25 protein-coding genes are annotated in these 24,459 nt (G+C 64.1%); 10 read left to right on the top strand and 15 right to left on the bottom strand.

The features are described 5' to 3' along the window. Window positions 1-3 precede the first annotated feature (3 nt). Both DOM41_RS08620 and DOM41_RS08615 read right to left on the bottom strand, forming a co-directional pair. The gene (locus DOM41_RS08620) at window positions 4-192 is read right to left on the bottom strand and encodes a hypothetical protein (protein WP_110686410.1); all 189 of its coding nucleotides are present in this window, start codon (window positions 190-192) and stop codon (window positions 4-6) included. 166 nt (window positions 193-358) lie between these two features. Further along, window positions 359-916 (bottom strand): MarR family winged helix-turn-helix transcriptional regulator, encoded by a 558-nt coding sequence (locus DOM41_RS08615; protein WP_110686409.1) that lies wholly within the window; start codon window positions 914-916, stop codon window positions 359-361. Window positions 917-1,288: 372 nt separating this feature from the next. Between DOM41_RS08615 and DOM41_RS08610 the strand changes: the two genes are divergently transcribed. Both DOM41_RS08610 and DOM41_RS08605 read left to right on the top strand, forming a co-directional pair. Continuing rightward, window positions 1,289-2,260 (top strand): XdhC family protein, encoded by a 972-nt coding sequence (locus DOM41_RS08610; protein WP_110686408.1) that lies wholly within the window; start codon window positions 1,289-1,291, stop codon window positions 2,258-2,260. Next, window positions 2,250-2,891, top strand: a complete 642-nt coding sequence (locus DOM41_RS08605) for a nucleotidyltransferase family protein (RefSeq protein WP_110686407.1) — start codon at window positions 2,250-2,252, stop codon at window positions 2,889-2,891. The genes DOM41_RS08610 and DOM41_RS08605 overlap by 11 nt, the downstream gene beginning before the upstream one ends. Window positions 2,892-2,934: 43 nt before the next feature. Here DOM41_RS08605 and DOM41_RS08600 read toward each other — a convergent pair whose 3' ends face one another. Continuing rightward, on the bottom strand, window positions 2,935-3,306 hold the full coding sequence (locus DOM41_RS08600; RefSeq protein WP_110686406.1) for a diacylglycerol kinase: 372 nt from the start codon (window positions 3,304-3,306) through the stop codon (window positions 2,935-2,937). 177 nt (window positions 3,307-3,483) lie between these two features. Here DOM41_RS08600 and pip point away from each other — a divergent pair, with 177 nt between their 5' ends. After that, window positions 3,484-4,458 (top strand): prolyl aminopeptidase, encoded by a 975-nt coding sequence (gene pip / locus DOM41_RS08595; RefSeq protein ID WP_110686405.1) that lies wholly within the window; start codon window positions 3,484-3,486, stop codon window positions 4,456-4,458. An 88-nt stretch (window positions 4,459-4,546) separates the two neighbouring features. Here pip and DOM41_RS08590 read toward each other — a convergent pair whose 3' ends face one another. The 5 genes from DOM41_RS08590 to DOM41_RS08570 all read right to left on the bottom strand — a co-directional run bounded on the left by DOM41_RS08590 (window position 4,547) and on the right by DOM41_RS08570 (window position 8,912). Continuing rightward, on the bottom strand, window positions 4,547-5,716 hold the full coding sequence (locus tag DOM41_RS08590; protein WP_110686404.1) for a M20 family metallopeptidase: 1,170 nt from the start codon (window positions 5,714-5,716) through the stop codon (window positions 4,547-4,549). A gap of 88 nt (window positions 5,717-5,804) precedes the next feature. Continuing rightward, window positions 5,805-6,092, bottom strand: a complete 288-nt coding sequence (locus DOM41_RS08585) for a cupin domain-containing protein (RefSeq protein ID WP_110686403.1) — start codon at window positions 6,090-6,092, stop codon at window positions 5,805-5,807. Between the two features lie 111 nt (window positions 6,093-6,203). Beyond that, window positions 6,204-7,406, bottom strand: coding sequence for a glycerophosphodiester phosphodiesterase (locus DOM41_RS08580; RefSeq protein WP_110686402.1), 1,203 nt, complete (start codon window positions 7,404-7,406; stop codon window positions 6,204-6,206). A 202-nt stretch (window positions 7,407-7,608) separates the two neighbouring features. Then, entirely contained in the window at window positions 7,609-8,400 is a 792-nt protein-coding gene (locus tag DOM41_RS08575) for a class II glutamine amidotransferase (RefSeq protein WP_157956891.1), read from the bottom strand. A gap of 137 nt (window positions 8,401-8,537) precedes the next feature. After that, complete coding sequence (locus tag DOM41_RS08570) at window positions 8,538-8,912, bottom strand: VOC family protein (RefSeq protein ID WP_110686400.1); 375 nt, start codon at window positions 8,910-8,912, stop codon at window positions 8,538-8,540. 266 nt (window positions 8,913-9,178) lie between these two features. Between DOM41_RS08570 and DOM41_RS08565 the strand changes: the two genes are divergently transcribed. Then, on the top strand, window positions 9,179-10,606 hold the full coding sequence (locus DOM41_RS08565; protein WP_110686399.1) for a DEAD/DEAH box helicase: 1,428 nt from the start codon (window positions 9,179-9,181) through the stop codon (window positions 10,604-10,606). A gap of 173 nt (window positions 10,607-10,779) precedes the next feature. On the opposite strand, the gene DOM41_RS08560 is transcribed toward DOM41_RS08565, so the two are convergent. The 3 genes from DOM41_RS08560 to DOM41_RS08550 are packed head-to-tail and all read right to left on the bottom strand — an operon-like array spanning window position 10,780 to window position 12,904. After that, window positions 10,780-11,421, bottom strand: coding sequence for a TPM domain-containing protein (locus DOM41_RS08560; RefSeq protein WP_110686398.1), 642 nt, complete (start codon window positions 11,419-11,421; stop codon window positions 10,780-10,782). Window positions 11,422-11,450: 29 nt separating this feature from the next. Further along, entirely contained in the window at window positions 11,451-12,251 is an 801-nt protein-coding gene (locus DOM41_RS08555; RefSeq protein WP_188112377.1) for a TPM domain-containing protein, read from the bottom strand. Continuing rightward, a complete protein-coding gene (locus tag DOM41_RS08550; RefSeq protein ID WP_110686397.1) occupies window positions 12,251-12,904 on the bottom strand; it encodes a LemA family protein in 654 nt (217 codons plus the stop codon). The genes DOM41_RS08555 and DOM41_RS08550 overlap by 1 nt, the downstream gene beginning before the upstream one ends. A gap of 264 nt (window positions 12,905-13,168) precedes the next feature. On the opposite strand from DOM41_RS08550, the gene DOM41_RS08545 reads away from it, so the two are divergent. Further along, entirely contained in the window at window positions 13,169-13,981 is an 813-nt protein-coding gene (locus tag DOM41_RS08545; protein WP_245391779.1) for a transporter substrate-binding domain-containing protein, read from the top strand. A gap of 112 nt (window positions 13,982-14,093) precedes the next feature. Here DOM41_RS08545 and DOM41_RS08540 read toward each other — a convergent pair whose 3' ends face one another. The 3 genes from DOM41_RS08540 to dbpA form a co-directional block, all read right to left on the bottom strand. Next, window positions 14,094-15,101, bottom strand: coding sequence for a zinc-dependent alcohol dehydrogenase family protein (locus DOM41_RS08540; protein ID WP_110686395.1), 1,008 nt, complete (start codon window positions 15,099-15,101; stop codon window positions 14,094-14,096). A gap of 117 nt (window positions 15,102-15,218) precedes the next feature. Continuing rightward, window positions 15,219-16,076 carry a PA4780 family RIO1-like protein kinase gene (locus DOM41_RS08535; RefSeq protein ID WP_110686394.1) on the bottom strand — a complete coding sequence of 286 codons (858 nt, stop codon included), beginning with the start codon at window positions 16,074-16,076 and terminating at the stop codon, window positions 15,219-15,221. 34 nt (window positions 16,077-16,110) lie between these two features. Continuing rightward, window positions 16,111-17,550, bottom strand: a complete 1,440-nt coding sequence (gene dbpA, locus DOM41_RS08530; RefSeq protein ID WP_110686393.1) for an ATP-dependent RNA helicase DbpA — start codon at window positions 17,548-17,550, stop codon at window positions 16,111-16,113. Between the two features lie 230 nt (window positions 17,551-17,780). On the opposite strand from dbpA, the gene DOM41_RS08525 reads away from it, so the two are divergent. Continuing rightward, entirely contained in the window at window positions 17,781-18,509 is a 729-nt protein-coding gene (locus DOM41_RS08525; RefSeq protein WP_110686392.1) for a YebC/PmpR family DNA-binding transcriptional regulator, read from the top strand. Between the two features lie 130 nt (window positions 18,510-18,639). On the opposite strand, the gene DOM41_RS08520 is transcribed toward DOM41_RS08525, so the two are convergent. Beyond that, window positions 18,640-19,230, bottom strand: coding sequence for a BPSL1445 family SYLF domain-containing lipoprotein (locus DOM41_RS08520; protein ID WP_110686391.1), 591 nt, complete (start codon window positions 19,228-19,230; stop codon window positions 18,640-18,642). Window positions 19,231-19,411: 181 nt separating this feature from the next. Here DOM41_RS08520 and DOM41_RS08515 point away from each other — a divergent pair, with 181 nt between their 5' ends. The 4 genes from DOM41_RS08515 to DOM41_RS08500 all read left to right on the top strand — a co-directional run bounded on the left by DOM41_RS08515 (window position 19,412) and on the right by DOM41_RS08500 (window position 24,160). Further along, window positions 19,412-20,401, top strand: coding sequence for an ABC transporter ATP-binding protein (locus tag DOM41_RS08515; RefSeq protein WP_110686390.1), 990 nt, complete (start codon window positions 19,412-19,414; stop codon window positions 20,399-20,401). After that, window positions 20,401-21,162: an ABC transporter permease gene (locus tag DOM41_RS08510; RefSeq protein ID WP_110686389.1), complete on the top strand. Its 762-nt coding sequence runs from the start codon at window positions 20,401-20,403 to the stop codon at window positions 21,160-21,162. The genes DOM41_RS08515 and DOM41_RS08510 overlap by 1 nt, the downstream gene beginning before the upstream one ends. An 89-nt stretch (window positions 21,163-21,251) precedes the next feature. Then, complete coding sequence (locus DOM41_RS08505) at window positions 21,252-22,310, top strand: nucleoid-associated protein (protein ID WP_110686388.1); 1,059 nt, start codon at window positions 21,252-21,254, stop codon at window positions 22,308-22,310. Between the two features lie 224 nt (window positions 22,311-22,534). Further along, window positions 22,535-24,160 carry a methyl-accepting chemotaxis protein gene (locus DOM41_RS08500; protein WP_188112376.1) on the top strand — a complete coding sequence of 542 codons (1,626 nt, stop codon included), beginning with the start codon at window positions 22,535-22,537 and terminating at the stop codon, window positions 24,158-24,160. Window positions 24,161-24,459: the final 299 nt, after the last annotated feature.

Genomic DNA, 24,459 nt, shown 5'->3' with positions numbered 1-24,459 from the left:
CGGTCACTCCTCGAATCGATCGTTGAAATCAGCGGTCATCAGCACGTTGAGAAGGATGATCGTTAGGCCGGCGATTCCCCAGAAGAGAAAGCTACCGTACCAGTGGGCGACGTCCCGCAGCAGGGCGTAGGGTACGGCGTAGCAGAGCACAACCACGGCCCAGATGCCCCATTTGAGTCGTCGGGGATTCATCGACACTCCTCTCACTCTTCGGCTGGAAAGACAGGTCCGGCGAACCCACGCCGGATGCCAGAGAGTGCCCCGACGGCCTGCAAAAGTCATCTTGAAAGGTGAGTCCGCCGCCTCGCGCAGGAAGCTGGGCGAGGACCCGGGCGCTGTTCACGACCCGGCAGGTCGGTCAGTAATCACCGACGTCATCGAAGGGCGGAGTGAGCTTGTCGTCGGTTGCCGAGACTTCGCTGTCGGTCATCTTTTCGAGCAGGTGGATCAGCGCGACCCGTTCTGCCACGTTGAGCCCTTTCATCGTCATCGAGGAGACCTGCCGAGCACGCGGCCACATCTCCACCAGCAGTGCGTTGCCGGCGGCAGTCACGCCAACGATCACCTTGCGCTGGTCGCTGGGGTCAGACGTCGTCTCGATCCAGCCGCGACTCTGCATGCGCTTGATGACGCCACGAATCGTCGCCAGGTCGATCGAGGTCGCCTTGACCAGCTGGGTCAGCGAACTCGCGCCGCGATCATGCAGCGCGCTCAGCGTCACGAACTGAATCGGTGTGAGCTGCGAGTCCAGACTCTGCTGCTGGAACAGCGCGGTGTGGCGTTGATAGGCGCGACGCAGCAGGTGTCCGACCTGGTCGGTGAACGTATGGCACTCGCTACGCGGGGCGTCTTCGGACGAGCCGTAGAACGAGGTGGGCGGGACAGCGCTGTCGCCGACGGAGTATCGATAGGGCATGAGTGAAAGCTCCCCTCTTTATTGTCGTTGCACGGCGGTCCTGTGGGGCCGAGTGGCGTGACGGAGGCAGCGATGCCATGGGGTAACATGTCGCATCGTGACTCACAGTATGGGGCAAATTGGGAGCAAATCGAGCGTCGCTTGCGCAACGACACCCGCAGCCACCCTCGTCCCGTCCGCATCGGCATCTCATCGGGCCTGAAACCTTGGCGCGTCGCACGCCGTCAGCCAGACTCTCGATACGGTACCCTTTTTTAGACGCGATGCGCGGCCGATCGCGAATTATACTGAAGTGTTTTTCCTCTTTTTCTCTGCTACCTGTCGAGCAGCGCGCGACATCAAGACGCGCGGATTCTCAAGGAACGAGTCTCTATGCAGCACATGGATCTCCAGGTCCTCGACGCCGCGCTAGCGTGGGCCAACGGCGGTGAGACCGTCTGGCTCTGCAGCGTTCTCGCCACCTTTGGCTCATCCCCTCGCGAACCCGGGTCGATGCTCGTCGCCAAGGCAGACGGCACCTGTGTCGGCTCACTGTCGGGGGGCTGCATCGAGGAAGATTTCCTGGCACGTGTCGCCCAGGGGCGCTTCACTGAGGCGTTCGAAATCGTTCGCTACGGCGATGGCGCCGACGAATCGCCCCAGGTATCGCTCCCCTGTGGCGGCATTCTGGATGTGCTGGTCGAACGCCTGGCACCCGGCGCCGAGACGCTGACCCATCTGGAGGTCCTTCACGCCACCCTGCTCGGCCAGCGATCACTGGTGCGCCACATCGACCTCCAGCGTCAGCGCAAACGTTTCGTCGAGGCCGACGAAAACGGTCCGCGGGTCGAGCGCGACGGCCAGGTCGTCAAATTGCGCGTCGGGCCGGCGCTGCGACTCATCATCGCGGGCATCTCGCCGGTCTCTCGCTTCTGTGCCGAGTTCGCCCGAACCCTCGGCTTCGAAGTGATTGTCTGCGACCCACGCGATGCGCTGCGCCGCGACTTCGTCATCGAGGGCGTCGAGGTACAGTCCGCCCTACCGTCACTGTTCATCGCCTCCGGCGCCTGTCACGCCGCCACTGCCGTGGTGGCGCTGACCCACGACCCGCGTATCGACGACCTGGCGGTGATCGAAGCGGTACGAACACCGGCTTTTTACGTGGGGGTCATGGGATCAAAGCGCACCTCCGCCAAACGCGCCGAACGTCTCGCCCGCTCCGGCGGACTGAGCGACGAAGCCATCGACCGCATTCACATGCCGATCGGACTGGATCTCGACAGCAAGACACCAGCGGAGATCGCCCTTGCCGTGGTTGCCGACGTGCTACGGGTACGACGGGGCAAGGCGCGCGATGCGCTCTGACCTGCCCGGCGACGTCATTGCCGTGGTGATGGCCGCCGGCCAGGGCCGGCGCTTTGGCGCCGACAAGCGCCACCACCGGCTCGAAGACGGCCGCACCCTGCTCGCGACGACCCTCGACAACGTCTCCCCCGCCTACCCCCGGGTTTATGTGCTGACGCGACCGGGTGAGACATCGGCCTCGCTAGGGATCGATTACCGCAACGAGGTCGAGGTGTCGACGCCGACCGGCGCGCCCGCCGCCGAGACAACGCGATTCGAGTGCGTGGAGGCGATATCGGCGATGCAGGGGCTGGGCGGATCGCTGGGCGACGCCTTTCGACACCTGCAGGCCATCGAGGAGCCGGCGATGGCGGCGGCGGTCATCCTTGGCGACATGCCCTGGCTGGAGGCAACGCTGTGTCAGCAACTGAGTGCCGAGGCCAAGCCGAAGGCAATCGTGATGCCGCGCTTTGCGGGCCGCGGTGGGCATCCGGTGGTGTTCGGGCGAACGTTCTGGGGGGCGCTTGCCACCCTCACCGACGGCGAGGGCGCACGGGATATCGTGAATCGTCATAGCGCCGCACGCCACTGGGTGGATGTCGAGACGCCCAGCATATGGCGTGACGTCGACCGGCGGGGGGACCTTGACTGAGGCGCAAGAACATCGGGACGGGAAACGTTTGCGCGCCGCGAGCTCAGCCGGAGAACTTGTCCCAGGCGAGCAGCCCCCATGTGGTCGCCGCCATCCCCAGCGCCAGCATCACCGCCGCCGAGCCGATGTCCTTGGCGCGCCCCGACAGCTCGTGGTGCTCCGGCCCAATGCGGTCGACCACGGTCTCGACCGCGCTGTTCAGCAACTCGACGATCAGCACGAACACGCAGCTACCGACCAGAACCAGCCACTCCACAGGGTTCTTGCCGATCCACCAGGCGAAGGGAACCAGCACGGCGCAGAGCGCCACTTCCTGACGAAACGCGGTCTCGTTACGAAATGCGGCGACCAACCCCTTCAGAGAGTAGCCGGTGGAGTAAACTAGATGGCGAAAGCCGGTATCGCGAGATTTCATGGCGTCCCGTCGCGGCCAGAGGCGACCGCCCTCGTTCGAATCAAGGGACCCGGCGGCAGCTCGCACTGGAGTCGCAGCGTACCTTTGGGTCAAAGTGTCGAGATGTTAGCAGAGCCGTGGGGCGACATCACCGCCCTCGCGCGCCGTCTTTCATTCACTCTCTGGTCAAGGTCAACCATGTCAGTCAATGCTTCACAACCCGCCGAATCGCCCCTTTATCCGCCGATCGACGCGCACACCAGCGGACATCTCGATACTGGCGACGGCCATCAGGTCTACTGGGAGCGCTGCGGCAACCCGCAGGGCAAGCCGGTGGTGTTTCTCCACGGCGGCCCCGGCGGCGGCGCCAAGCCCATCCATCGTCAGCTGTTCGACCCCGAACGTTACGATATCGTGCTGTTCGATCAGCGCGGCTGCGGGCGCTCCACCCCGCACGCGAGCCTCGACAACAACACCACCTGGCATCTGATCGACGACATGGAGCGCCTGCGCGAGATGATCGGCGCCGACAAGTGGCAGGTCTTCGGCGGTTCCTGGGGCTCGACACTGGCGCTCGCCTACGCCGAAGCGCACCCGGAACGCGTCAGCGAGCTCGTGCTGCGGGGCATCTTCACCATGCGCCAGCAGGAGCTGGACTGGTTCTACAAAGACGGCGCCCGCAACGTCTTCCCCGAGAAATGGGCTCGGCTGGTTGAGATCCTGCCGGAAGAACGGCGTGACGATGTCATCGCCGCTTTTCACGAGCGACTCAATGGCGAGGATCGGAAGGTGCAGCTCGAGGCCGCGCAGCGCTGGAGCGTCTGGGAGGGCGAAACGTCGAAGCTACTCCCGGTCGATGCCAGCCAGTCCCATGCCGATGCGCACTTCGCGCTCGCCTTCGCGCGCATCGAGAACCACTACTTCGTCAACAAGGGCTTCTTCTCGCTCGACAACCAGCTGATTCGTCAGGCCGACCGGCTGAAGGGCATTCCGGGAATCATCATTCACGGTCGCTACGACATGGTCTGCCCACTGCGCAACGCCTGGGAACTGAAGCAGGCCTGGCCCGAAGCCGAGCTCGAGATCATCGAAGCCGCTGGCCACGCCTTCAGCGAACCGGAGACCATGGCGGCGCTGGTGCGCGCCACTGATCGCTTTGCCACCCGCGGCTAGCCACCCTGCGTGACCCCGAGTCGCGACGCGACCCTCACCGGATGCCCGCGCGTTGCGGTGGCGTTCGGTGAGGTCGAGCGTTCTGACTTCAGCGGTTGTCGATAAGATCCAGAATGGTCAGCGCGATAGCCTGCGTTCGTGGCACGAAAGTCTCGAGCCGGCAGTACTCGGCGTCGGTGTGCATCTTTGCCCCCACGGGGCCCGTGCCGCAGAGGGTCGGAATGCCCAGACTCGCGGTCGTGCCCGCATCCGAGCAGCCGCCGGTGAATTCGCCATCGACGTCAAAACCCAAGGCTCGTGCCTGCGCCTGGTAGCGCAGAAACAGTCCCTCACTCATGGCGGGTTCCATCGGCAGAAAACCGGAAACCTGCGTGAGGATTGCCCGCGTCCCGGCCACCTCGACCGCTTCGATGATCGCCTCGATCTCGGCCAGCAATCGCTCGCGCTGCGCGTTGGTGACGAAACGCGTATCGAGCTGCGCGCTGGCTGACGGCGCCACGGTATTGCGCGAGACACCGCCATCGATCAGCCCGACATTGGTGGTCACGCCGGCCTCGTAGTCCGTCAGGGCATGCAGCTTGACGATCTTGCGCGCCAGCGCCTCGATGGCACTGGCCCCGTCGGCGTGGCTGACACCGGCGTGGGCCGCCTGCCCCTCGACCTCGATGCGGAAGGCTGCACCGCCCTTGCGCCCGGTGACGACATTGCCACTGATCCGTCCGGGTTCGGCGTTGAAAACGGCTCTGGCACCCGCTGCCGCCTCACGAATGAATGCCGTTCCATCCTGAGACCCAATCTCTTCGTCCGCGGTAAACAGTACCCGCACCGGGAACGGTAGCGGGTCGAGTCGTTTCAAGGCGCGGAGCACGAAGAGGTTCAGCACCAGTCCCGCTTTCATGTCGGCGACGCCGGGCCCGAAGGCGGTCTCCCCCTCCTGGGTATAGCCGCGCTTGGCCACCGTCCCGGTGGGAAAGACCGTGTCACGATGCCCCATCATCAGGACATGGCCGCTGGCCGCATCGCTGCCGTCCCCTTCGAGTCGGGCCTCGAGAATATCTCCCGAGTCCGGCCGCGGCAGGCGCCGCACATCGATACCGTCGTCCTCCAGCCAGCCCGTGATGACATCCGCCACGGCATCGGTGCCCGCCTTGTCGTAGCTGTTGGAGTCGATATTCACCAGCGTTTCGAGGCAGGACACCATCGCCGCCTGCTGCTCGGCGAGCCAGCGGCAGACGCTTTGACGCTTCTCATCGGACATCGAACCTTCTCTCTCCCTGTTGTGTTGATCCTGCGGCCCTGCCATCGAAGCCGACGGCAGGCACCTCGGCAGTCGGGTTCGTCCGCCGCTACTTCATCTCGATTTCGACGAAGACGAATTCGAAGTCATTCCCGTTGACCACATTGTGCTCGGCCCCCTTGTCCCGGTAGTAGGAGACGCCGGTTTCGAGCGTGGAGAAGGTATGCCCGTCGAGAGTTTCGAGTTCCAGTTTGCCGGTGGTCTGCGGGACCACGACATAGTCGTGGCCGTGTTCGTGCCAACCGGTCTCGCCACCTGGGGGAAAGCGCCACTCGGTAACGCGCACGCGGTCGTTGTCTACCTGCACACTGGGCGTCGCTTGGGGGCGTTGAGTCACGATGAATCTCCAAGTCGATGAAAACGCTCGCCGCGAGGGCGAGCGACAATTGTCGGATACAAAGGGATGGGGCTGAAGTGCCGGCGAAGACTGGCGCCTTTCGGGTAGCGCCTAGTAGCCGAGATCGTTCAGGATCGTCGATGGATCGCCAGCGCCACGACCGTAGAATTCGAGCAGCGCTGCGGGGCGGTTGGTAAAGAAACCATCGACACCTCGCTCGCGATAGCGCTCGAAATCGACGGGTTCATCCACGGTGTAGGGATGGATCAACAATCCTTCGTCGTGAGCCATGCCGATCATCCACGGTTCGGCGAGATCGGAGTAGCTGAACTGACTGCTGAACGTGCCGTCATGATCTTGCTGCACGGTCGAGGGGCCGATACCGACGGCGCCGTGTGACTTGGCGAAGTCGATCCACTCGGCGTACGCCTCGGGTGAGGCGACGGTCTGGCGAGCGTAGTAGTCGGCGACGCTCTCCGTATCGCCCTGCGGATCGCTGGGGGCGGCATCGATTCCGCCCTCCCCGAGCCAAAGTAACAGCACCCGTGGCACGTCAGGCAGCGACGTTTCCAGCTCGGCGAGGCTCTGGCGAGAGAACGTCTGCATGATCACCCGCCCGGGGCCATCGGCAACGTCGACGGCACCCTCGGCAGCCGGCTCGCTTGTCGTCGTCGAGTCACCGGCCCAGCCGCGCGCCTCGAGAGCCGCGCGCAGGTCCGACTCGATGCCGGGGAACTGCTCAGGGACCTTGGTCTCGATGTAGAGCCCGGGTCGGTTGTCACCGCCCTCGGCGATATCGATCACTTCGTCCAGGGTGAGAATATCGAGCCCGACGTAGCTGTCTCGCGCCCGCTCGGGGTAGGTCTCGTTGAACCAGCTGCCGGCATCCAGCTGCTTGAGCTCGGCCAGGGTAAAAGCCGATACCGGGGCATCGGCGCGATCCGGGAAGACCTTGGCAACGTCGGTGTTTCGCCCGAGCGCGTTATCGTGAAAAGCGATCAGCTCGCCATCCTTCGTTCGCTGCAGGTCGAGTTCGAGGTAGTCGGCACCGAGTTCCCGGGCGAGGCGATAGGCAGGGGTGGTGGACTCCGGCGCCTGGAAAGAAGCGCCTCGGTGGGCGATCACGGCGTCGCAGGGAACCGGCAATTTGGTACAGAGAGTCGAGCCTCTGGGCTGATCTGTGGTTTCACTCTGCGCGTTGGCACCGGCACTTGCGACGAGGCCACCAAGGCCGATCGCGGCGACGAGCGCCAGACGTGATGACGCTTTGGCAGCGGTCCCACCGACCGCGTAGCGAGAACGGTTCGACACCATAATAGTCTCCTTTAGAAGTGACTCCGCGAGCGTTGCCCGTTGGAAACCGTGGCCGCCAGCCCACCGGCGCTCGCTCTCGGGCGTCACCCTACATTGTTGTTATGACAGGAAGACGTTAGCGGGATTATTAACGGGGTTCAATTGCGCGGGGTAAACGCATGCCTTGGGCTCAGCAACACCAGCGCGTTGCCAACCCTCGTGCTCAGCCTCGGGAGAACGTCTCATGAACGTCTCGAGTCAGACGTTCGCCGGCGCGAAACGCCACCGCCCGGTTGGCCGGCATCACTTGCCAGCATGGCTCGTCGGTCAGCGGCTGGGTAACGATCAGCGTGTGGACGTTCGCTTCGTCGCAGTGAACCGCTAGATCCAGGCGTTCCCCGCTGTCGAGCGCGTTGGCGACCCCAAAGGGCGCGCGCCGTGTCAGCCAGTGCATCGGCTTGCTGGCGTAGGCGTAGAGCGTTCGACCATCGCTGAGCAGCGCATTGAAAACGCCCATCCCCGCCAGCCGCTCGCCACAGACATCCATAAGCGCAGCCACTGCGGCCGAGTCGCTCCTGTCGATCTCAGAGAGCCTGTCGAGCAGCCAGCAGAAGGCGTGTTCACCATCGGTGCTGCCCTGGGGCGTGAAGCGTCCGGAGAGCGGTAGCGCTTCGTAGCCCGCGAGCTGGCCCTGCATCGCGTAGCACCAGAGACGCCCGCCCATCTCTCGAGTGAACGGATAGGTATTCTGCAGCTCGATGCTGCCTTCGTTGGCCTGGCGAATATGCCCCAGCAGCGTTGTCGCGGGGACGATGGTGTTAGCGAGAAAATCGGCCAACGGCGATTCGGCCGCCGGGGACAGGTCGTGGAAGTCGTGATAGCCGTCGTCACGATAGACGCCGACACCAAAACCGTCGCGGTGGGGCCCGTTGCCTCCGCCGCGACGACGAAATGCGCGCCAGCTGAAGCGCAGATCCAACGCCGCATTCGCGCTCATGCCCAGTAGTTCACACACGGTCATCGCTCCCAGGTTAACCGCATCAAGAATCGGTTCTATCGACAGTCAGAAGCTGCGCGAGCCCGCCGCACCGAGAGCGACGATACTCTGCCTTCCGATCACGATACGTTCTACGGTGAGCGGTGGATATCGGATCAAGACCAGACGTTGACCCTGTCGTCGGCGTCGAAATCGACCCGCTGGGGATGCACGACGCAGAACCGGTGCCCGGTCGGCGCCTGCATCACCACCCAGCGCCGCAAGCGTTCGACCACCGTCGCCCCGATGGCGGTGAGCCGGGCGACCTCGGCATCGATATCGTCGGTCTCGATATCCAGATGGACTCGGCTTTCGTGGGCGACCCGCTGTACCAGCACGTCGGGCTGGTCGGTGGGTGTCTCGAGATGGCCGTACTGGCCGTCGACCTCGCGGCAGGGATAGCCCAGTGCGGCCGCCCAGAAGTCGATGGCGGTTCTTGGGTCATCGACGCGGCTATCGATGACGAGCGCAGCGAGGCGGCTTCGGTGCATGGGGTCTCTCCGGGTGTGATGTGAGGCATTGGGGCGGATGGGGACTCTCCCCCATCGAACCCGGCACATCAGCAAGATAGCCGTGAAGAAGCACATGCGTTAAGCTGCCGCCCACTGAATTTACCCGTCTGGCCGTCGTCACGCGAAGCGCATAGAGATGACGACCCTCCGACTCGGCGCCACTTCGGCGCACCCGCCAGTCTTGGCAACTTCCGGCAGCGCGTAGCCGCTTCGCTTCGCCTCTGCCGCGACCTAGAGAATTCCGAATGCGTTTTGACTCGCTGGGCCTTAGCGCCCCGTTATTGAAAGCCGTGGCCGAACAGGGCTACGACACGCCGTCCCCGATCCAGGCGCAGGCGATTCCCGCCGTGCTCGAGGGTCGTGACGTGATGGCCGCCGCCCAAACCGGCACCGGCAAGACCGCAGGTTTCACCCTGCCGATTCTGCACCGTCTGTCCCAGGGCGAGGCGCCCCGCGGCGCGCGCCCCGTTCGGGCACTGATCCTGACCCCGACACGGGAACTCGCCGCCCAGGTCGCCGAGAGCGTCGAGACCTACGGCCAGCACCTGCCGCTCAACAGCGCCGTGGTCTTCGGGGGCGTCAAGATCAACCCGCAGATCGCCAAGCTCAAGAGCGGCGTGGACATCCTGGTGGCGACGCCCGGTCGTCTGATGGACCTCTACCAGCAGAAAGCCGTGCGCTTCGATCAGCTCGAAGTGCTGGTACTCGACGAAGCCGACCGCATGCTCGACATGGGCTTCATCCACGATATCCGCAAGATTCTGGCGGTGCTGCCCAAGCAGCGTCAGAGCCTGCTCTTTTCGGCGACCTTCTCCAACGAGATTCGCAGCCTGGCCCGCGGTCTGGTGAACGATCCGGTCGAGGTCTCGGTCACGCCGCGCAACACTGCCGCGACCACCGTCACCCAGTGGGTGCATCCGGTCGACAAGAGCCGCAAGCCTGCCCTGCTCTCGCATCTGATCCAGACGCACCAGTGGCATCAGGTGCTGGTCTTCACTCGCACCAAGCACGGCGCCAACCGGCTGACCAAGTATCTGGAAGGTCAGGGCATCGAGGCCGCGGCGATTCACGGCAACAAGAGCCAGAACGCGCGTACCAAGGCGTTGGCGGAGTTCAAGAGCGGTGACGTACGCGCGCTGGTGGCCACCGATATCGCTGCCCGCGGCCTGGACATCGACCAGCTGCCGCAGGTCGTCAACTTCGAGCTGCCCAACGTCGCCGAGGACTACGTCCATCGCATCGGCCGTACCGGCCGTGCCGGCGCCAGCGGTCAAGCCGTCTCGCTGGTGAGCGTCGACGAGAAGAAAGAGCTGGCCGGGATCGAGCGCCTGATCAGCCAGCGTCTGCAGAGCCAGATCATCGAAGGCTTCGAGCCCACCCCCGGTGGCGGCCCCAAGGTCGACGAGAACGAAGGTCGTGCCCCGCGTCCGGCCCAGCGCCGCGGCAACGGCGGTGGCGGTCAGCGCCGCGGCGGCGGTGGTGGCAGCAACAACGGCGGTGGTAACGGTGGCGGGCGCAGCGCGTCCTCACAACGCAATGATGACAATCGCGGCAATCGTGCCGCCGGCAATGAAGGCAATCGTCGCGACGACGCTGGCGCGCCGCGCCGGCGCCGCTCGCGTGGCGGCCGGGGTCGTACCGGTAACGGCGGCTCGGCCGGCGGCAACGTCTGAAGATCCGGTTGCGAGGGTAAAGCGCTGGGATTCAGGCGCTTTGCCTCAAGCCTCAGGCCCTGGCTCGCCGGGTCCCTGGAAACGACAGCGCCNNTGGCGCTGTCGTTGGTGCGATGGGGTATCGAGCGTCGACCCAGCGACCGTCACGGGGACGACACTGAACGACGCCGCGCTCACTCCAGTATGACGAGCCGGTTGGGTAGCTCGTTACGTTCATGGGTCGCGGGCACATGGGTCTTGAGCAGCTCACCGCAGGCTTCTACGCAGTCGAGAAAGCCCTGTTGGGTGTGGCCTTCGTGAACCTTCTGCGTGAAATCCGCGACGATGCGCTCCCAGACGCCGTTATCGAGCCGGCCGGAGATGCCCCGATCCACCAGAATTTCCACGTAGCGCTCCGCTTCCGAGACGAAGATCAGTACGCCGGTCTCCGCTTCGGTGTGATGCAGGTTCTGTTCGAGGAACTGACGCCGGGCGAGGTTGGAGGCGCGCCAGAAGCGGACATGGCGCGGGATCAGCCGCTGCGTGACGGCCGGCAGCCGAAACACCACGCCCAGCACCACGAAGGTGAGCCACTGCCATAACAGCAGCATCCAGCCACCGACCCACTGCGCCGTCGCCGCATCGATCCAGCTTGCGACCACGGCCACTGCCCCCGGCACGATCAGCGCCACCAGCCCCGCCCATAGCAGCGGAATGTAGGCATAGTCGTCCGCCCGCGCGGCAAGCACCGTCACGATCTCGGCATCCGTATCGCGCTCGACCCGGGCGATCGCTTCGCCCACCTCGCGCTGTTCGCTCTTGTTGAGTAATGACATGCCGCTTCGTCCTTGTTGAGTCACCGCCGTTACCATCCGCCGGAGGCGCCGCCGCCGCCGAAACCGCCGCCGCCGCCGCTGAACCCGCCGCCACCGAAGCCGCCGCCCGAGCCACCGAAACCGCCACCGAGGGCCCCGCCTATCGCGGCCCCGCCGAGCATGCCGCGTCCGCGCCGACGGCGTCCGCCGCCTTTACCACCGCCCCCACCGCCACTGCGGACGATGATCATGACGATGAAAAAGAGAATCGAGAACCAGACGCCGGCCCCACCGAGACTGGCACCACCGCTACGCTCTCTCGGCGATTGTCGCTCGGGTTCGGCCAGCGGGTCGCCGCCGAGCACCTGAACGATCGCGTCGGTGCCATCGACGATGCCCTGAGTGAAATCGCCGTTGCGAAAGGCCGGGGTAATGACCTGATTGATGATGACCGAGGATTGCGCGTCGGTCAGCCGGCCTTCCAGGCCATAGCCCACTTCGATTCGCACGGCGCGCTCGTCCAGCGCCACGATCAGCAGCGCGCCGTTGTCCTCGCCCTCCTGACCGATCCCCCAGGCCCGGCCGAGCTGATAGCCGTAATCCTCGATGGGCTCGCCCTGCAGGTCGGGCAGCGTCACCACCACGACCTGTTCGCCGGTTGCCTCTTCATGCGCCGCAAGGGTATCGGTGAGACGAGATTCGGTTGCGGGATCGAGCAGCTCGGCATTGTCCACCACCCGCCCGGTCAGCGCCGGGAAATCCGGTGCGGCCTGAGCGGTGGCGGCGCAAAGCATCAGCCAGAGGCCAGCGACGAGGGCAAAACCCAACCCTTTGCCAGTGTCGAATCGCATCAGAAATCGACCTGTGGGGCCTGATCGGCGTTCGGCGCCGTGGCCTCGAAGTTCTCACGGACCGGCATGTCGCTGTACATCAGGCTGTGCCAGATCTTGCCGGGGAAGGTGCGAATCTCGGTGTTGTAGGCTTCCACCGCTCCGATGAAATCACGCCGCGCCACCGCGATACGGTTCTCGGTGCCCTCGAGCTGCGACTGCAGCGCCAGGAAGTTCTGGTTCGACTTGAGGTCGGGGTAGCGCTCGGAGACCGCCATCAGCCGGCTGAGCGCACCGGTGAGCTGGCGCTGCGCCTGCTGGAACTGCTGCATCTGCTGCGGATCGTTGAGCGTGTCCGCATCGACCTGAATCGAGGTCGCCTTGGCGCGCGCCTCGGTCACCGCCGTCAACGTCTCTCGCTCCTGGGTGGCGTAGCCTTTCACCGTTTCGACCAGATTGGGGATCAGATCGGCACGCCGCTGATACTGGTTCTCGACCTGCGACCAGGCGGACTTCACCTTCTCGTCGAGCGTCGGGATATCGTTGATTCCGCAGCCGGAGAGCGTGAAGCAGAGACAGATCAGCGCCAGCCACTGGAGCCGCCATCCGGTCGGCGCGAGCGCTCGGCTTGGCGTGCGGGAAGAGAAGGAACGTCGATCAAAATGCGTTGGCATGGGTCGGAACTCTCGAACGGTCAAAGCTTGGCGATCCCGCACCTGGCGGGCCAGCGTCACGCCTGCCGGCGCGGCCCTCAGTCTACATGCCAACCTCGTCATCGTCGCCGGCTCCCCGCGATTCGACGCGCGAGCGGCCAGCCACCGCGACACGGGCGCGCCCCACCGAGCGGTTGCGCGCCCACGCCGTTGGCGCCAAGCTAACCGGCCCGGGCAGCGTCGGCGCCCGGGGCTCGTTACGTCAAAATACCAAGGATAAATGCGTTGAAATCACGATCGTTCACCGGGATGGCCGTTGCGCTCTCCCTTGCTGCACTGAGCGGCACTGTCACCTCTTCCGCCATCGCCGCCGATACCCAGCATGTTCGTCTTGCCGTGGACGTCCCCTACCCCCCGTTCGAGTACCGCAATGCCGACGGTGAACTCGAGGGCTTCGAGATCGAGCTGGGCAACGAACTCTGCCGCCGCGCCGAGCTCGACTGCGAGTGGGTCGTGCAGGGATGGGACGGCATCATTCCGGGGCTGCTCGCGCACAAGTACGACGCCATCATGTCGTCGATGCGAATCACCCCGGCCCGCGAGCGTCAGGTGCGGTTTACCGAGCCCTACGCGATGTCGCCCAAGGTGTGGGTGGCGCGCAAGGGCGCCGACATCGACCTCGACGATCCGGCCTCACTCGACGGCCATTCGGTAGGCGTGCAGCGCGGCACGACGCAGGACGCCTTCATTACCGAGCGCTATGCCGACACGCTGGACGTTCGTCGCTATGCCACGGCAGCGGAAGTCGCGCTGGATCTGGAAACCCAGCGGCTGGACCTCGCCTTCCTCAACTACCCCGTCGCGCTCGATACTCTGTCAATCGGCGATGCCGACAGTGAATACGAGCAGGTTGGTCCGCGCATCAACGAGCCCGAGTCGATCTTCGGCCTGGGGAATGCGATTGCCGTGCATCCTCGCGACGAGGCACTCGCGGATGCCTTCAATCAGGCACTCGACGAGGTCTATGCCGACGGTACCTTCGAAACGCTGATGGAAGAGTACTTCGACTACGACCTGCGACCCGCCTCACGTCGCTAAGCCGCCACCTGCCGCAGGCCAACGAAAAACGCCGCCGGGNNCCCGGCGGCGTTTTTGATTAGGCGAACGGCCCCGTGACCGGATAACAGCCCGTTCACGGCGCGAGAGCACCTTAGAACTCCAGGCAGATCTTGCCGAAGTGCTGTCCCGACTCCTGGTGACGGAACGCGTCGGCGATCTCGTCGAGTCCGAAAGCACGGTCGAGAATCGGCTTGATGCCCATGACCTCGAGCGCGCGAATCATATCGATCTGATCGCGACGACTCCCAACGATCAACCCTTGAAGCTTCGCCTGTTTCGCCATCAGCTTGGCCGTCGGCACGTCGCCGGCCGTACCGGTGAGCACCCCGATCAGCGAGATGTGTCCGGCAATCGCCACCGCCTCGATGGACTGCGGCAGTGTACCCGGGCCGCCGACTTCGATGACGTGGTCGGCGCCATGACCATCGGTAAGCGCCTTGACGCGCTTGCCCCACTCCGGCTCTTCGCGATAGTTGATGGTCTCGTCGGCGCCGAGTTCGCGCAGTCGGGCGAGCTTGTCATTGGACGAGGACGTCGCGATAACTCGCGCGCCCATCGCTTTGGCGAGCTGGACGGCGAAAATCGAGACGCCGCCGGTACCGAGCGTCAGCACGGTGTCACCGGCCTTGAGACCGCCATCGACCACCAGGGCACGCCAGGCAGTCAGCCCGGCGGTGGTCAGCGTCGCTGCCTCGGCGTGGGTGTAGCCCTTCGGCGCATGGGTAAACCATGCCACCGGCCGCACCACTTGCTCACGGGCATAGCCGTCGACGCCATCGCCCGGCACGGTCTTGAAGTCGGCGACACGGGCGGGACCGTCGAGCCAGTGCGGAAAGAACGTGGAAACCACCGAGTCACCGACCGAGAACTCATCCACGCCCTTGCCGATGGCTTCAACGACGCCGGCACCGTCGGACATCGGGATACGGTTCTCTTCGGTGGACATGGCGCCGCTGACCACAAGATAGTCGTGGAAATTGAGCGAGCTGGCGTGGAGGCGGACGCGAATCTCGCCCGGGCCGGGCTCGCCGGGCTCATCGACCTGATTGAGCGTGAGCTGATCCAGGCCACCGGGTGAGCGAAGATTGACGACTTGCATGAGCGAACTCCTTGATCACGACGGGCCGTCGAACGGCGCTCCGTCTCACTTGCGTGCAGGGCTACCATTGTAGACGCTCATGCGCACTGTCCAACCCTCATCGCGAGACGCTGCGGGCTACCACTCTTCGACGTCGTCCTGCTGCCTGGCATCACGCTCCGCCGCTTCTTCCCGCGCGTCGTCGATCGAACGCATCACGTCATCGACGTCGATCAGCGTGGTATCCGGGGTGAAGCGCCCGGTCAGGGTCACGTCAGGGTGTAGCTGGCCCGCCTCGTAAAGCGCCCAGATCTCTTTGCCGTAATCGGTCGCGAGAATCTCCGGGGCGATCCGGCCAAAAAAGGCACGCAGGCGGTCGACATCGCGCACCAGCATCCACGGGGCGTTGTTGTTGCCGGCGGCATCCACCGCCTGCGGCAGATCGATCACCACCGGGCCGTCAGCGCCGACGAGGATATTGAATTCCGACAGGTCACCATGGATCAAGCCGGCGCAAAGCATGCGCACGACTTCGTTGATCAGCCGCTGGTGATAGTCGAGCGCCGTGGCGGCATCGAGCTCGATATCATCGAGGCGTGGCGCCACGTCACCGTCGCCGTCGGCGATCCGCTCCATCAGCAGCACGCCGTCGACGAAGCCGTGAGGCGTGGGGACGCGAACGCCGGCCTCGGCCAGCCGGTAGAGCGCATCCACCTCTGCATTGAGCCACGCCGACTCCTGCTCGCGCTGGCCGTAGCGGGTCTTCTTCGACATGGCACGGGCGCGGCGGCTATTGCGCACCTTTCGCCCTTCCTGATAGGTCGCCGCCTGCTTGAAGCTGCGGCTCTTGGCCTCCTTGAAGACCTTGGCGCAGCGCAGCTCCGCGTCGCAGCGAACCACAAACACCTGGGCTTCCTTGCCGCTCATCAGCTGGCTGACCACCTCGTCGATCAGACCATCTTCCATCAGCGGCTTGAGTCGCTTAGGGACTTTCATGCGCTTGGCGTCTCCCGTTTTCCAATTGGCGCCGTCATGCGGATTCGTCGACCCGGCGCGCGCGACAGCGCCGCCCTTTCAACGTGCCGGCGTTGAGCGTGGCAAGCGCCTGTCTGGCGACCTCGCGGTCGACGGCAACGAACGCGTTACGCGCCAGCACCTTGATCTTGCCCACCTGATCGCCGCGCAGCGCGCGGGCGTCTTCGCCGGTGGTCAGCGCGCCCAGAATGTCACCGGGCCGGATCTTCTGCTTCTTGCCGGCATCGAGCTCGAGCGTAACGCGAGGCGCAATGAACGGCACTGTCTGCTTGGCGCTTCCTGGCAGCGGTTCGAGCTCGAGGGTCTGCTCGAGAAAGGCCTCCAGCCGCTCGAGGCGGTAGCGCTCGGCGGCCGTGATCAGCGTACACGCAACGCCGCTGCCGCCGGCTCGACCGGTGCGGCCAATACGGTGCACGTGGACCTCCAGCTCGCGGGCGATCTGATAGTTGAACACGGCATCCAGCGAGTCGATGTCGAGACCGCGGGCGGCGACATCGGTGGCGACAAGCACCGAGAGACTCTGGTTGGCAAAGCAAATCAGCGTGCGATCCCGCTCGCGCTGCTCGAGATCGCCGTGGATCGCCGCCGCACTGAAGCCCATCTCCGACAGCGCCTCGGCGACCTCCTGGGTCTCGCGACGCGTGTTGCAGAACACCACGCTCGTGGCCGGGCGATGATGCAGCAGCAGCTGACGTAGCGCCTTGAGCCGCGCCGACTCGTCGGCGACTTGATGGAAGTGCTGGCGAATGCTGGTGTCGTCGTGGGTCGAGGCGATCTCGACCGCTACCGGGTCACGCAGCAGGCGCTCGGCGACGGGACGCACGCTCTCGCCGTAGGTGGCGCTGAACATCAATGTCTGGCGGGCCCGCGGCGTCGCCGCAACGATCGCCTCCAGGGAGGCCTGAAACCCCATGTCGAGCATCCGGTCCGCTTCGTCGAGTACCAGCACCTTCAGGGCATCCAGCGACAGCGTTCCCTTGCGCACGTGCTCCTCGATGCGCCCCGGCGTCCCCACGACCACGTGGGCCCCATGAGCCAGCGAGTTCGACTGTGGGCCTAGCGGTGCCCCGCCGCAGAGCGTGAGCACCTTGAGGTTCGCCAGGCGTCGCGCCAGACGCCGGATCTCATCGGCGACCTGATCAGCGAGCTCGCGGGTCGGGCAGAGCACCAGCGCCTGCACGTCGAAGCGTTCGACGTCGAGTGACGCGAGCAGACCAAGGCCGAAGGCGGCGGTCTTGCCGGAGCCCGTCTGTCCCTGACCGAGCACGTCGCGCCCGTCGAGCACGGCCGGTAGCGTCGCCGCCTGGATCGGCGTCATCGACGTGTACTCGAGCAGCGCCAGCCCCTCGAGCAGTTCGGCAGGCAGTGCCAGGGTGTCAAAACCGTCGCGGGTCGTGGCGGAGCCAGTCGCGGCGGGGGTCGAACGGTCAGTCACGCAGAAACTCCCGGATGGTCGAGGCGAGCCGCATTAGGGCTCGCGAACGGTCGGTGGCGCCTCGCGGCGTCACCGGGCGGCAGGATAACAAAGCTCGGGCGGCGACGCGGCGTTTCCTCGACGAACATCCCGCGTGCCGTCGGGCGGTTAGCGGCGTAAATTATCCTGCAACAGGACGGCAAAGTTGCGTAAAATCGCCGCCGTCGTTGACAACCGAACAAGGTGTGACAATGGGTAGGGCTTTTCAGAACCGCAAGGAATCGATGGCCAAGACGGCCGACGCCAAGACCAAGGTCTACAGCAAGTACGGCCGCGAGATCTACGTCTGTGCCAAGTCGGGCGGCACCGACCCCTCCGGCAACCTCACGCTGCGCGGGCTGATCGAGAAAGCGAAGAAGGATCAGGTGCCCTCCCACGTCATTGATAAGGCGCTGGACAAGGCACGGGGTGCCGGTGGCGAGGACTTCTCTCCTGCGCGTTACGAGGGCTTCGGGCCCGGCAACTGCATGGTCATCGTCGAGTGTCTGACGGATAACCCGAACCGCACCTACGGCGATGTGCGCGGCTGCTTCACCAAGAACAAGTCGAAGATCGGGACGCAGGGCACGGTCAGCCACATGTTCGACCACTGCGCGATCTTCGCTTTCGCCGGTGAAGACGAGGAAGCGGTACTCGAAGCATTGATGGAGGCTGACGTCGACGTCACCGACATCGAAAACGAGGCGGGCCGCATCACTGTCTTCGCACCGCATACCGAGTACGCCAAGGCAAAGCAGGCGCTGATCGACGCGTTCGGCGAGCTCGACTTCGAAGCCGACGAGATCCAGTTCCTGCCGCAAACCACTACCGCCATCGAAGGCGACGACGTGGCGCAGTTTCAGAAATTCATCGGTATGCTCAACGATCTCGACGACGTGCAGAACGTCTACCACAACGCCGAACTGCCCGAAGAGGCGTAAGCCGATAGCCGGGTGACCCTGCGACGGTGCCGTCCGGCATGTGTGACGTACCAGCGCCATGACGCAAGAACCCACCCTCGCGGTGGGTTCTTGCATTTGTGGCCTCCTCCGACCGAACGTCAGCGGTCGATCACGGCCGAACCTTGGTGATTTTGGCCCCATTGAGCGAGACGCCACCCTGGATGCCCTGATTGTTCATCACGAAGGCGACGACCTCTTGATTAGCGGTGTCGTTGGTGATCTGGCCGTTGGCGCCGATATCCGCCACCGCCACGCCGGCGCTGGCCCCGACCGACCAGCCGTTGTCGCTGCGCACGCGATTCAGGGCGCGCTCGGTCATCAGTAGATAAATGATCGCCTGGGACTGCGCACCGGCCTGGAAGCCGATCGAGCCACTGGTGGTGGTGTAGTAGCCGGCCTTGGTGCCGTCCATCAAGAGCCCGCCGTCGCCATGGCTGGCGCCGACAATGAAGCTGGCGCCAAGCACGCCCGGGAATACCAGTATGCCCTGGGCCTCATCGGCCATCGAGCGCGCTTCCGGCACGGAGCGGTACAGGCGCGACAGCGTTTGCTGAATGTCCTGATCGAGCTGCCGGCGCTGCTCGACGTTGCTCTGGCGATCCTCGGTTGAGGTGGTAGTACAGGCGGTCAAGCCGCCGACGGTCAGAGTGGCGACAACCAGCCCGAGCGCGAGTCGCCGCCATGCGATGATCGAAGTCATGTGTCGGTCTCCTGGTATGGCACGCTGCGACGCGCCGGTATCATTCGAATCGTCCTCTCTATCCCTATAGCTCAACCCGACCGCTCGCGCCCGGATTCGAGACTAAGCGACCGACGGTCACAGTCGCCTGGCGTTTTCGCCTACAATGAGCGCCCCCAAGTCGTCACGAAGCAGGGCTTTCATGAGTCATCAGACGCCAAATGCCAGCGAGTCACAGCCTCGCATCGAGACGCCGTCAGCTTCTTCCGTCATCGAAATCCAGGGACTGGCCAAGCGCTACGACTCTGGTTTCGAGGCGCTCAAGCGCGTCGACCTCGAGATCCAGCGCGGCGAGATCTTCGCGCTGCTCGGCCCCAACGGGGCCGGGAAGACCACCCTGATTAGCATCATCTGCGGACTGGTCAACCCCACCGAGGGCCGGGTACTGATCGACGGCCACGACAACGTCATCGACTACCGTGCCGCCCGCGCCAAAATTGGTCTGGTTCCCCAGGAACTGACCAGCGACGCCTTCGAAACCGTCTGGAATACGGTGAGCTTCAGCCGTGGGCTGTTCGGTCACAAGGCCAAGCGCTCCCACATCGAAGACGTCCTCAAATCGCTCTCGCTGTGGGAAAAGCGCAAGAACAAGCTGATCACACTCTCCGGTGGCATGAAGCGCCGGGTGCTGATTGCCAAGGCGCTGGCTCATGAGCCGGAAATTCTGTTCCTCGACGAGCCCACCGCCGGCGTCGACGTGGAGCTGCGCCGTGACATGTGGGAGGTAGTGCGCAAGCTCAGGGAGCGTGGGGTAACGATCATCCTCACGACGCACTACATCGAGGAAGCCGAAGAGATGGCGGACCGCATCGGGGTGATCAACCGCGGCGAGATCGTGCTGGTCCGCGAGAAGGCGGCGTTGATGCGTCAGCTCGGCAGCAAGCAGTTGACGCTGCAGCTACACAAGCCGTTGGCGAGCGTCCCGCCGGCACTGTCGCATTATCCGCTGTCGCTCGCCGACAATGGCAGCGTGCTCGTCTACACCTACGATGCCAGCGAGACGAGCGAGACGCGGGTCTCGATCAGCACGCTGCTCAACGATATCGAAGCCACCGGTATCCAGTTCAAGGATCTGCAGACCAAGCAGAGCTCACTGGAAGAGATCTTCGTCGACCTGGTCAAGGAGCGTTAATGAACCTGCAAGCCGTACGCGCCATCTACTGCTTCGAGATGGCGAGGGCCGGCCGCACCCTACTTCAGAGTCTGGTGTCACCGGTCATCTCCACGTCGCTCTACTTCGTCGTCTTCGGCGCCGCCATCGGCTCGCGCATCCAAGAGGTCGAGGGCGTCAGCTACGGCGCCTTCATCGTGCCGGGCCTGATCATGCTGATGCTGTTGACCCAGAGCGTGTCGAACGCCTCCTTCGGCATCTTCTTTCCCAAGTTCACCGGCACTATCTATGAGGTGCTGTCGGCGCCGATCTCGTATTTCGAGATCGTGCTGGGCTACGTCGGTGCCGCGGCGACGAAATCCGCCGTGCTGGGCCTATTGATACTGGCCACCGCGACCTTCTTCGTCGACCTGCAGATACTCCACCCGTTCATGATGCTGCTGTTTCTGGTGCTGACGGCGCTCACCTTCAGCCTGCTCGGATTCATCATCGGTATCTGGGCGGACAGCTTCGAGAAGCTACAGCTGGTGCCACTCTTGATCATCACCCCGCTGACCTTTCTCGGCGGCAGCTTCTACGCCATCGACATGCTGCCACCGGTCTGGCAGACAGTGACCCTGGCTAATCCGGTGGTCTACCTGGTGAGCGGTTTTCGCTGGAGCTTCTACGGCATCAGCGACGTCAACATCATCGCAAGCCTGGTGATGGTCGGTCTGTTCCTCGCGATCAGCCTCGCGGTCGTAAGCTGGATCTTCCGCACCGGCTACCGCCTGCGCCCCTGAGCCGGCGACGCTGGCCCCCACTCTCTCGTCTCTCGACGCGCCCGGCTTGCCGGGCGCGTCGCTCTCTCTTCCGATTGCGGAGTCGCTTCATGCCGATACTCAACGCCTGCGCCCATCGCATCGATAAATCCGGCAACGACCAGCCCGCCAACCTGACCGGCGGCCAAGCGAGCGGCGACACCGATGCCGCCGCCGCGTTGCTCGCCAGCTTCAATGCGAGTTTTCATCAAAAGCCCAAGGCCTGGGGATACTTCGCCACCGCCGATGAGAGCGTGGAAGTCGAGACCGATGCCGAGGGCGCCGAGATCGATGCCGCCGCTGAAACGAGCACGGGAGGGTCTCGCTTTGCCGTCGAGCTCGAGCGCTACCGTCAGGGCGAGCTGGATTTCACCGCCTTCACTCGCTGGGCCGCCGAGGGCCTGATGCCGATCATCGATGCGCACCTTTCGACAGGGGGACACTGGTGGTTCGTGCATTCCCGCCAGGGCGAGGCGGAATTTCTGACACTGGCGCTGCTGCACCAGCGTGAAGGCTACGCAATAGACGATACCCTTGGGGTGGTCGTCGCCCAGCAGCTCAACCTCGGCCAGCTGATGCTCGCCGCACGTATCGACCTGACCCAGTGGCAGCGCGGCCAGTCGCGCCAGTACATTGCCCACGTTCAGGACCGCGGCGGCAAGAAAGCCAGCACGGCCTTCGCCGAGTGGCTGGGGTGTCATGAGGGCGTGGATGCGAGTGCGGAGACGCGAACGCTGCTGAAGGCATTCAGCGACTACGTCGAGCAGGAGGACCTCTCCGAGGAGGCCAGTCGCGAGAAGACCGTCAGCCTGATCGACTACGCCAATGCACAGGCTAAAAACGGAGAAGCCATCACGCTGGATGAGCTCTCGGAGCTGGTCGACGAGACCCAGCCCAAAGCGTTCTACGACTACATCCGCAACCAGGACTACGGACTCGCCGAAGAGATCCCCCCGGACAAGCGTACCCTCCAGCAGTTCAAGCGTTTCGCCGGACGCGCAAGCGGTGTCTCGATCAGTTTCGACTCCCACCTGTTGGGCAACAGCATCGAGTATGACGAGACCCACGATCGACTGATCATTAAACAGGTTCCCGAGCCGCTCAAAGCGCAGATCAAATCCCGCCACTAAAATAGTGCCACCGGATCGGTCTTGGATCGGTCGCCCAGACTCATGCCTATCATCAAATTAATTTTAGTTAGGATCTAAGTAAAATTGTCAAGTTGATTTTTCTCATGCCGATAACTCGGGTCAGAACGTCCTCAGCGTTGAGGGGACGATAACAACGCGATTACTGACAGAGGGTAACGGAGATGAAATCGATGGGTATGGGGATGGGGAGTCGCGGTCGAAGCGTGAAAACCAAGCTCTCTGCCGGTCTCGGCTTCATGATTCTGATGCTGGTCGGCGTCGGCACGGAAGCAATTCTTTGCAACAGTGAAACCCAGGACACGATGGCGCAGATCGTGGACCACGAGTTTGCCGCCATGATCGATCTGGCGACGGTGCGCGCGACGATTGGCGACAACCGGACACTGATGGCCGCCGCCGGCGATGAGCCGCTGACGGAGCGGCAGCGCCAGGAGCTCGAAGCCAATCGCGCGCGTACCGACGAAGCCTGGAACCGTTACTACCCGCAAATGGTCAACAGCGATACGGAGCGTAACATCGCCGAGGCCTATCTCGCCGAGTTGAGTTCTCTTCGCACACTTCTGGACAGCGGACAGGCCAGCGAAGACCAGATCAATGCGGCCTACGACGAAATCTACACTCAGGTGACCGGTCTCTACCGCGAGTCCCGCGCGCACGTCCAGGAGGCGTATGCGGGAAGCGTCACCGCCTATGAGTTCAATCGCAATCTGACCATCGCCGTCCTGCTGATCGGCATCATTCTGGCCGTTGCCATTGGACTCTGGCTGGCGCGGGGCATCATGCGTCCGCTGGCCGAAGCGACGGCGTTCTCGAAAGCGCTGGCATCGGGTGACCTCGGCTCTCGTGTCTCCAACCCTTACCGCGATGAGTTTGGCGAGCTGCTGGGTGCCATGACCACCATGCGCGATCAATTGACCGGCGTGATCGGCGAAGTGGCCCGGAACGCCAAGACCGTCGAGTCGGTCTCCGGCGAACTGGCGGCGAGCAACGAGAACTTAAGCCAGCGCACCCAGGAGCAGGCCGCGAGCCTGCAGCAGACGGCCTCGGCGCTCGAGGAGATCACCAATACCGTCAAACAGAACGCCGACAACGCCAGCGAAGCCGATCAACTGGCTGGCACCGTCAGCAACAGCGCGCAGGAAGGCGGCGCAGTGGTCAGCCAGGCGGTCACGGCGATGCAGGAGATCGACGCGTCCAGCAAGCAGATTTCCAACATCATCGGCATGATCGATCAGATCGCCTTCCAGACCAACCTGCTCGCGCTCAACGCCTCCGTGGAGGCCGCCCGTGCCGGGGAGCAGGGCCGCGGTTTCGCCGTGGTCGCCCAGGAAGTTCGCCAGCTTGCCAGCCGCAGCGCCAATGCCGCCGGCGAGATCAAGCAGCTAGTGTCGGAGAGCGCTGAACGCGTCCGCAAAGGCTCCGAGCTGGTGCAGCGTTCCGGCGACACCCTCACCGAGATCGTCTCCAGCGTGGAGAGAGTGACGTCGCTGGTCTCCGAGATCGCGACCGCCAGCCGAGAGCAGTCTGCCGGCATTCAGCAGATCAACCTGGCCGTGGGCGAGATGGATAGCGTGACACAGCAGAATGCCGGACTGGTCGAGGAGTCCACGACCGTGACTAGCCACCTGCAGACGCAGGCCGAGAGTCTGGCCCGAGAGATCGGTTTCTTCAGAAACTACGACCTTCAGGCGCCCGCCGCCCGTCAGCAGTCGCAGCACTCGCCTCAGCAGCCGGCCCAACCGACGGCGAGTGCCCGGCCCGCTTTCCCCACGTCTCGCAGCCCCGCCAAAAGCGAGACCAGCGATACCGATGAATGGAGTGAATTCTAGGGCGTCGACCGCGTCTAACTTCACGACGCACGATCGTCCAGCCACAACCCACGGCTCGCTGCAAAGCGAGCCGTTTGTCGTTTCTGCCAACGCGCAAGCGCGTTCTTCCACCAGGCTTCGGCCCACGGCTGGCGACGGGTGAGCGTCGCCTCCTGTGACCAGACCTCTTATCCAGCGCGCAAAAAATGAATAATTATAATTAGGATCTAAGTAAAGTTGTTAAGTCAATTTTACTAATGCCGATAACTGAGGCCGGAACGTCTTCCAGCTGAGGAAGGCGATGAGAAGCAGCCAAGAGG

This window comes from Salinicola aestuarinus (assembly GCF_003206645.1).
GTDB lineage: Bacteria > Pseudomonadota > Gammaproteobacteria > Pseudomonadales > Halomonadaceae > Salinicola > Salinicola aestuarinus.
This window is presented reverse-complemented; position numbering and strand designations above follow the sequence as displayed.

What these genes read in the sequence shown, in the direction of transcription:
- DOM41_RS08620 (WP_110686410.1), bottom strand. Translation starts at nt 192, where the DNA reads ATGAATCCCCGACGACTCAAATGGGGCATCTGGGCCGTGGTTGTGCTC.
- DOM41_RS08615 (WP_110686409.1), bottom strand. Translation starts at nt 916, where the DNA reads ATGCCCTATCGATACTCCGTCGGCGACAGCGCTGTCCCGCCCACCTCG.
- DOM41_RS08610 (WP_110686408.1), top strand. Translation starts at nt 1,289, where the DNA reads ATGCAGCACATGGATCTCCAGGTCCTCGACGCCGCGCTAGCGTGGGCC.
- DOM41_RS08605 (WP_110686407.1), top strand. Translation starts at nt 2,250, where the DNA reads ATGCGCTCTGACCTGCCCGGCGACGTCATTGCCGTGGTGATGGCCGCC.
- DOM41_RS08600 (WP_110686406.1), bottom strand. Translation starts at nt 3,306, where the DNA reads ATGAAATCTCGCGATACCGGCTTTCGCCATCTAGTTTACTCCACCGGC.
- pip (WP_110686405.1), top strand. Translation starts at nt 3,484, where the DNA reads ATGTCAGTCAATGCTTCACAACCCGCCGAATCGCCCCTTTATCCGCCG.
- DOM41_RS08590 (WP_110686404.1), bottom strand. Translation starts at nt 5,716, where the DNA reads ATGTCCGATGAGAAGCGTCAAAGCGTCTGCCGCTGGCTCGCCGAGCAG.
- DOM41_RS08580 (WP_110686402.1), bottom strand. Translation starts at nt 7,406, where the DNA reads ATGGTGTCGAACCGTTCTCGCTACGCGGTCGGTGGGACCGCTGCCAAA.
- DOM41_RS08570 (WP_110686400.1), bottom strand. Translation starts at nt 8,912, where the DNA reads ATGCACCGAAGCCGCCTCGCTGCGCTCGTCATCGATAGCCGCGTCGAT.
- DOM41_RS08565 (WP_110686399.1), top strand. Translation starts at nt 9,179, where the DNA reads ATGCGTTTTGACTCGCTGGGCCTTAGCGCCCCGTTATTGAAAGCCGTG.
- DOM41_RS08560 (WP_110686398.1), bottom strand. Translation starts at nt 11,421, where the DNA reads ATGTCATTACTCAACAAGAGCGAACAGCGCGAGGTGGGCGAAGCGATC.
- DOM41_RS08555 (WP_188112377.1), bottom strand. Translation starts at nt 12,251, where the DNA reads ATGCGATTCGACACTGGCAAAGGGTTGGGTTTTGCCCTCGTCGCTGGC.
- DOM41_RS08550 (WP_110686397.1), bottom strand. Translation starts at nt 12,904, where the DNA reads ATGCCAACGCATTTTGATCGACGTTCCTTCTCTTCCCGCACGCCAAGC.
- DOM41_RS08540 (WP_110686395.1), bottom strand. Translation starts at nt 15,101, where the DNA reads ATGCAAGTCGTCAATCTTCGCTCACCCGGTGGCCTGGATCAGCTCACG.
- DOM41_RS08535 (WP_110686394.1), bottom strand. Translation starts at nt 16,076, where the DNA reads ATGAAAGTCCCTAAGCGACTCAAGCCGCTGATGGAAGATGGTCTGATC.
- DOM41_RS08525 (WP_110686392.1), top strand. Translation starts at nt 17,781, where the DNA reads ATGGGTAGGGCTTTTCAGAACCGCAAGGAATCGATGGCCAAGACGGCC.
- DOM41_RS08520 (WP_110686391.1), bottom strand. Translation starts at nt 19,230, where the DNA reads ATGACTTCGATCATCGCATGGCGGCGACTCGCGCTCGGGCTGGTTGTC.
- DOM41_RS08515 (WP_110686390.1), top strand. Translation starts at nt 19,412, where the DNA reads ATGAGTCATCAGACGCCAAATGCCAGCGAGTCACAGCCTCGCATCGAG.
- DOM41_RS08510 (WP_110686389.1), top strand. Translation starts at nt 20,401, where the DNA reads ATGAACCTGCAAGCCGTACGCGCCATCTACTGCTTCGAGATGGCGAGG.
- DOM41_RS08505 (WP_110686388.1), top strand. Translation starts at nt 21,252, where the DNA reads ATGCCGATACTCAACGCCTGCGCCCATCGCATCGATAAATCCGGCAAC.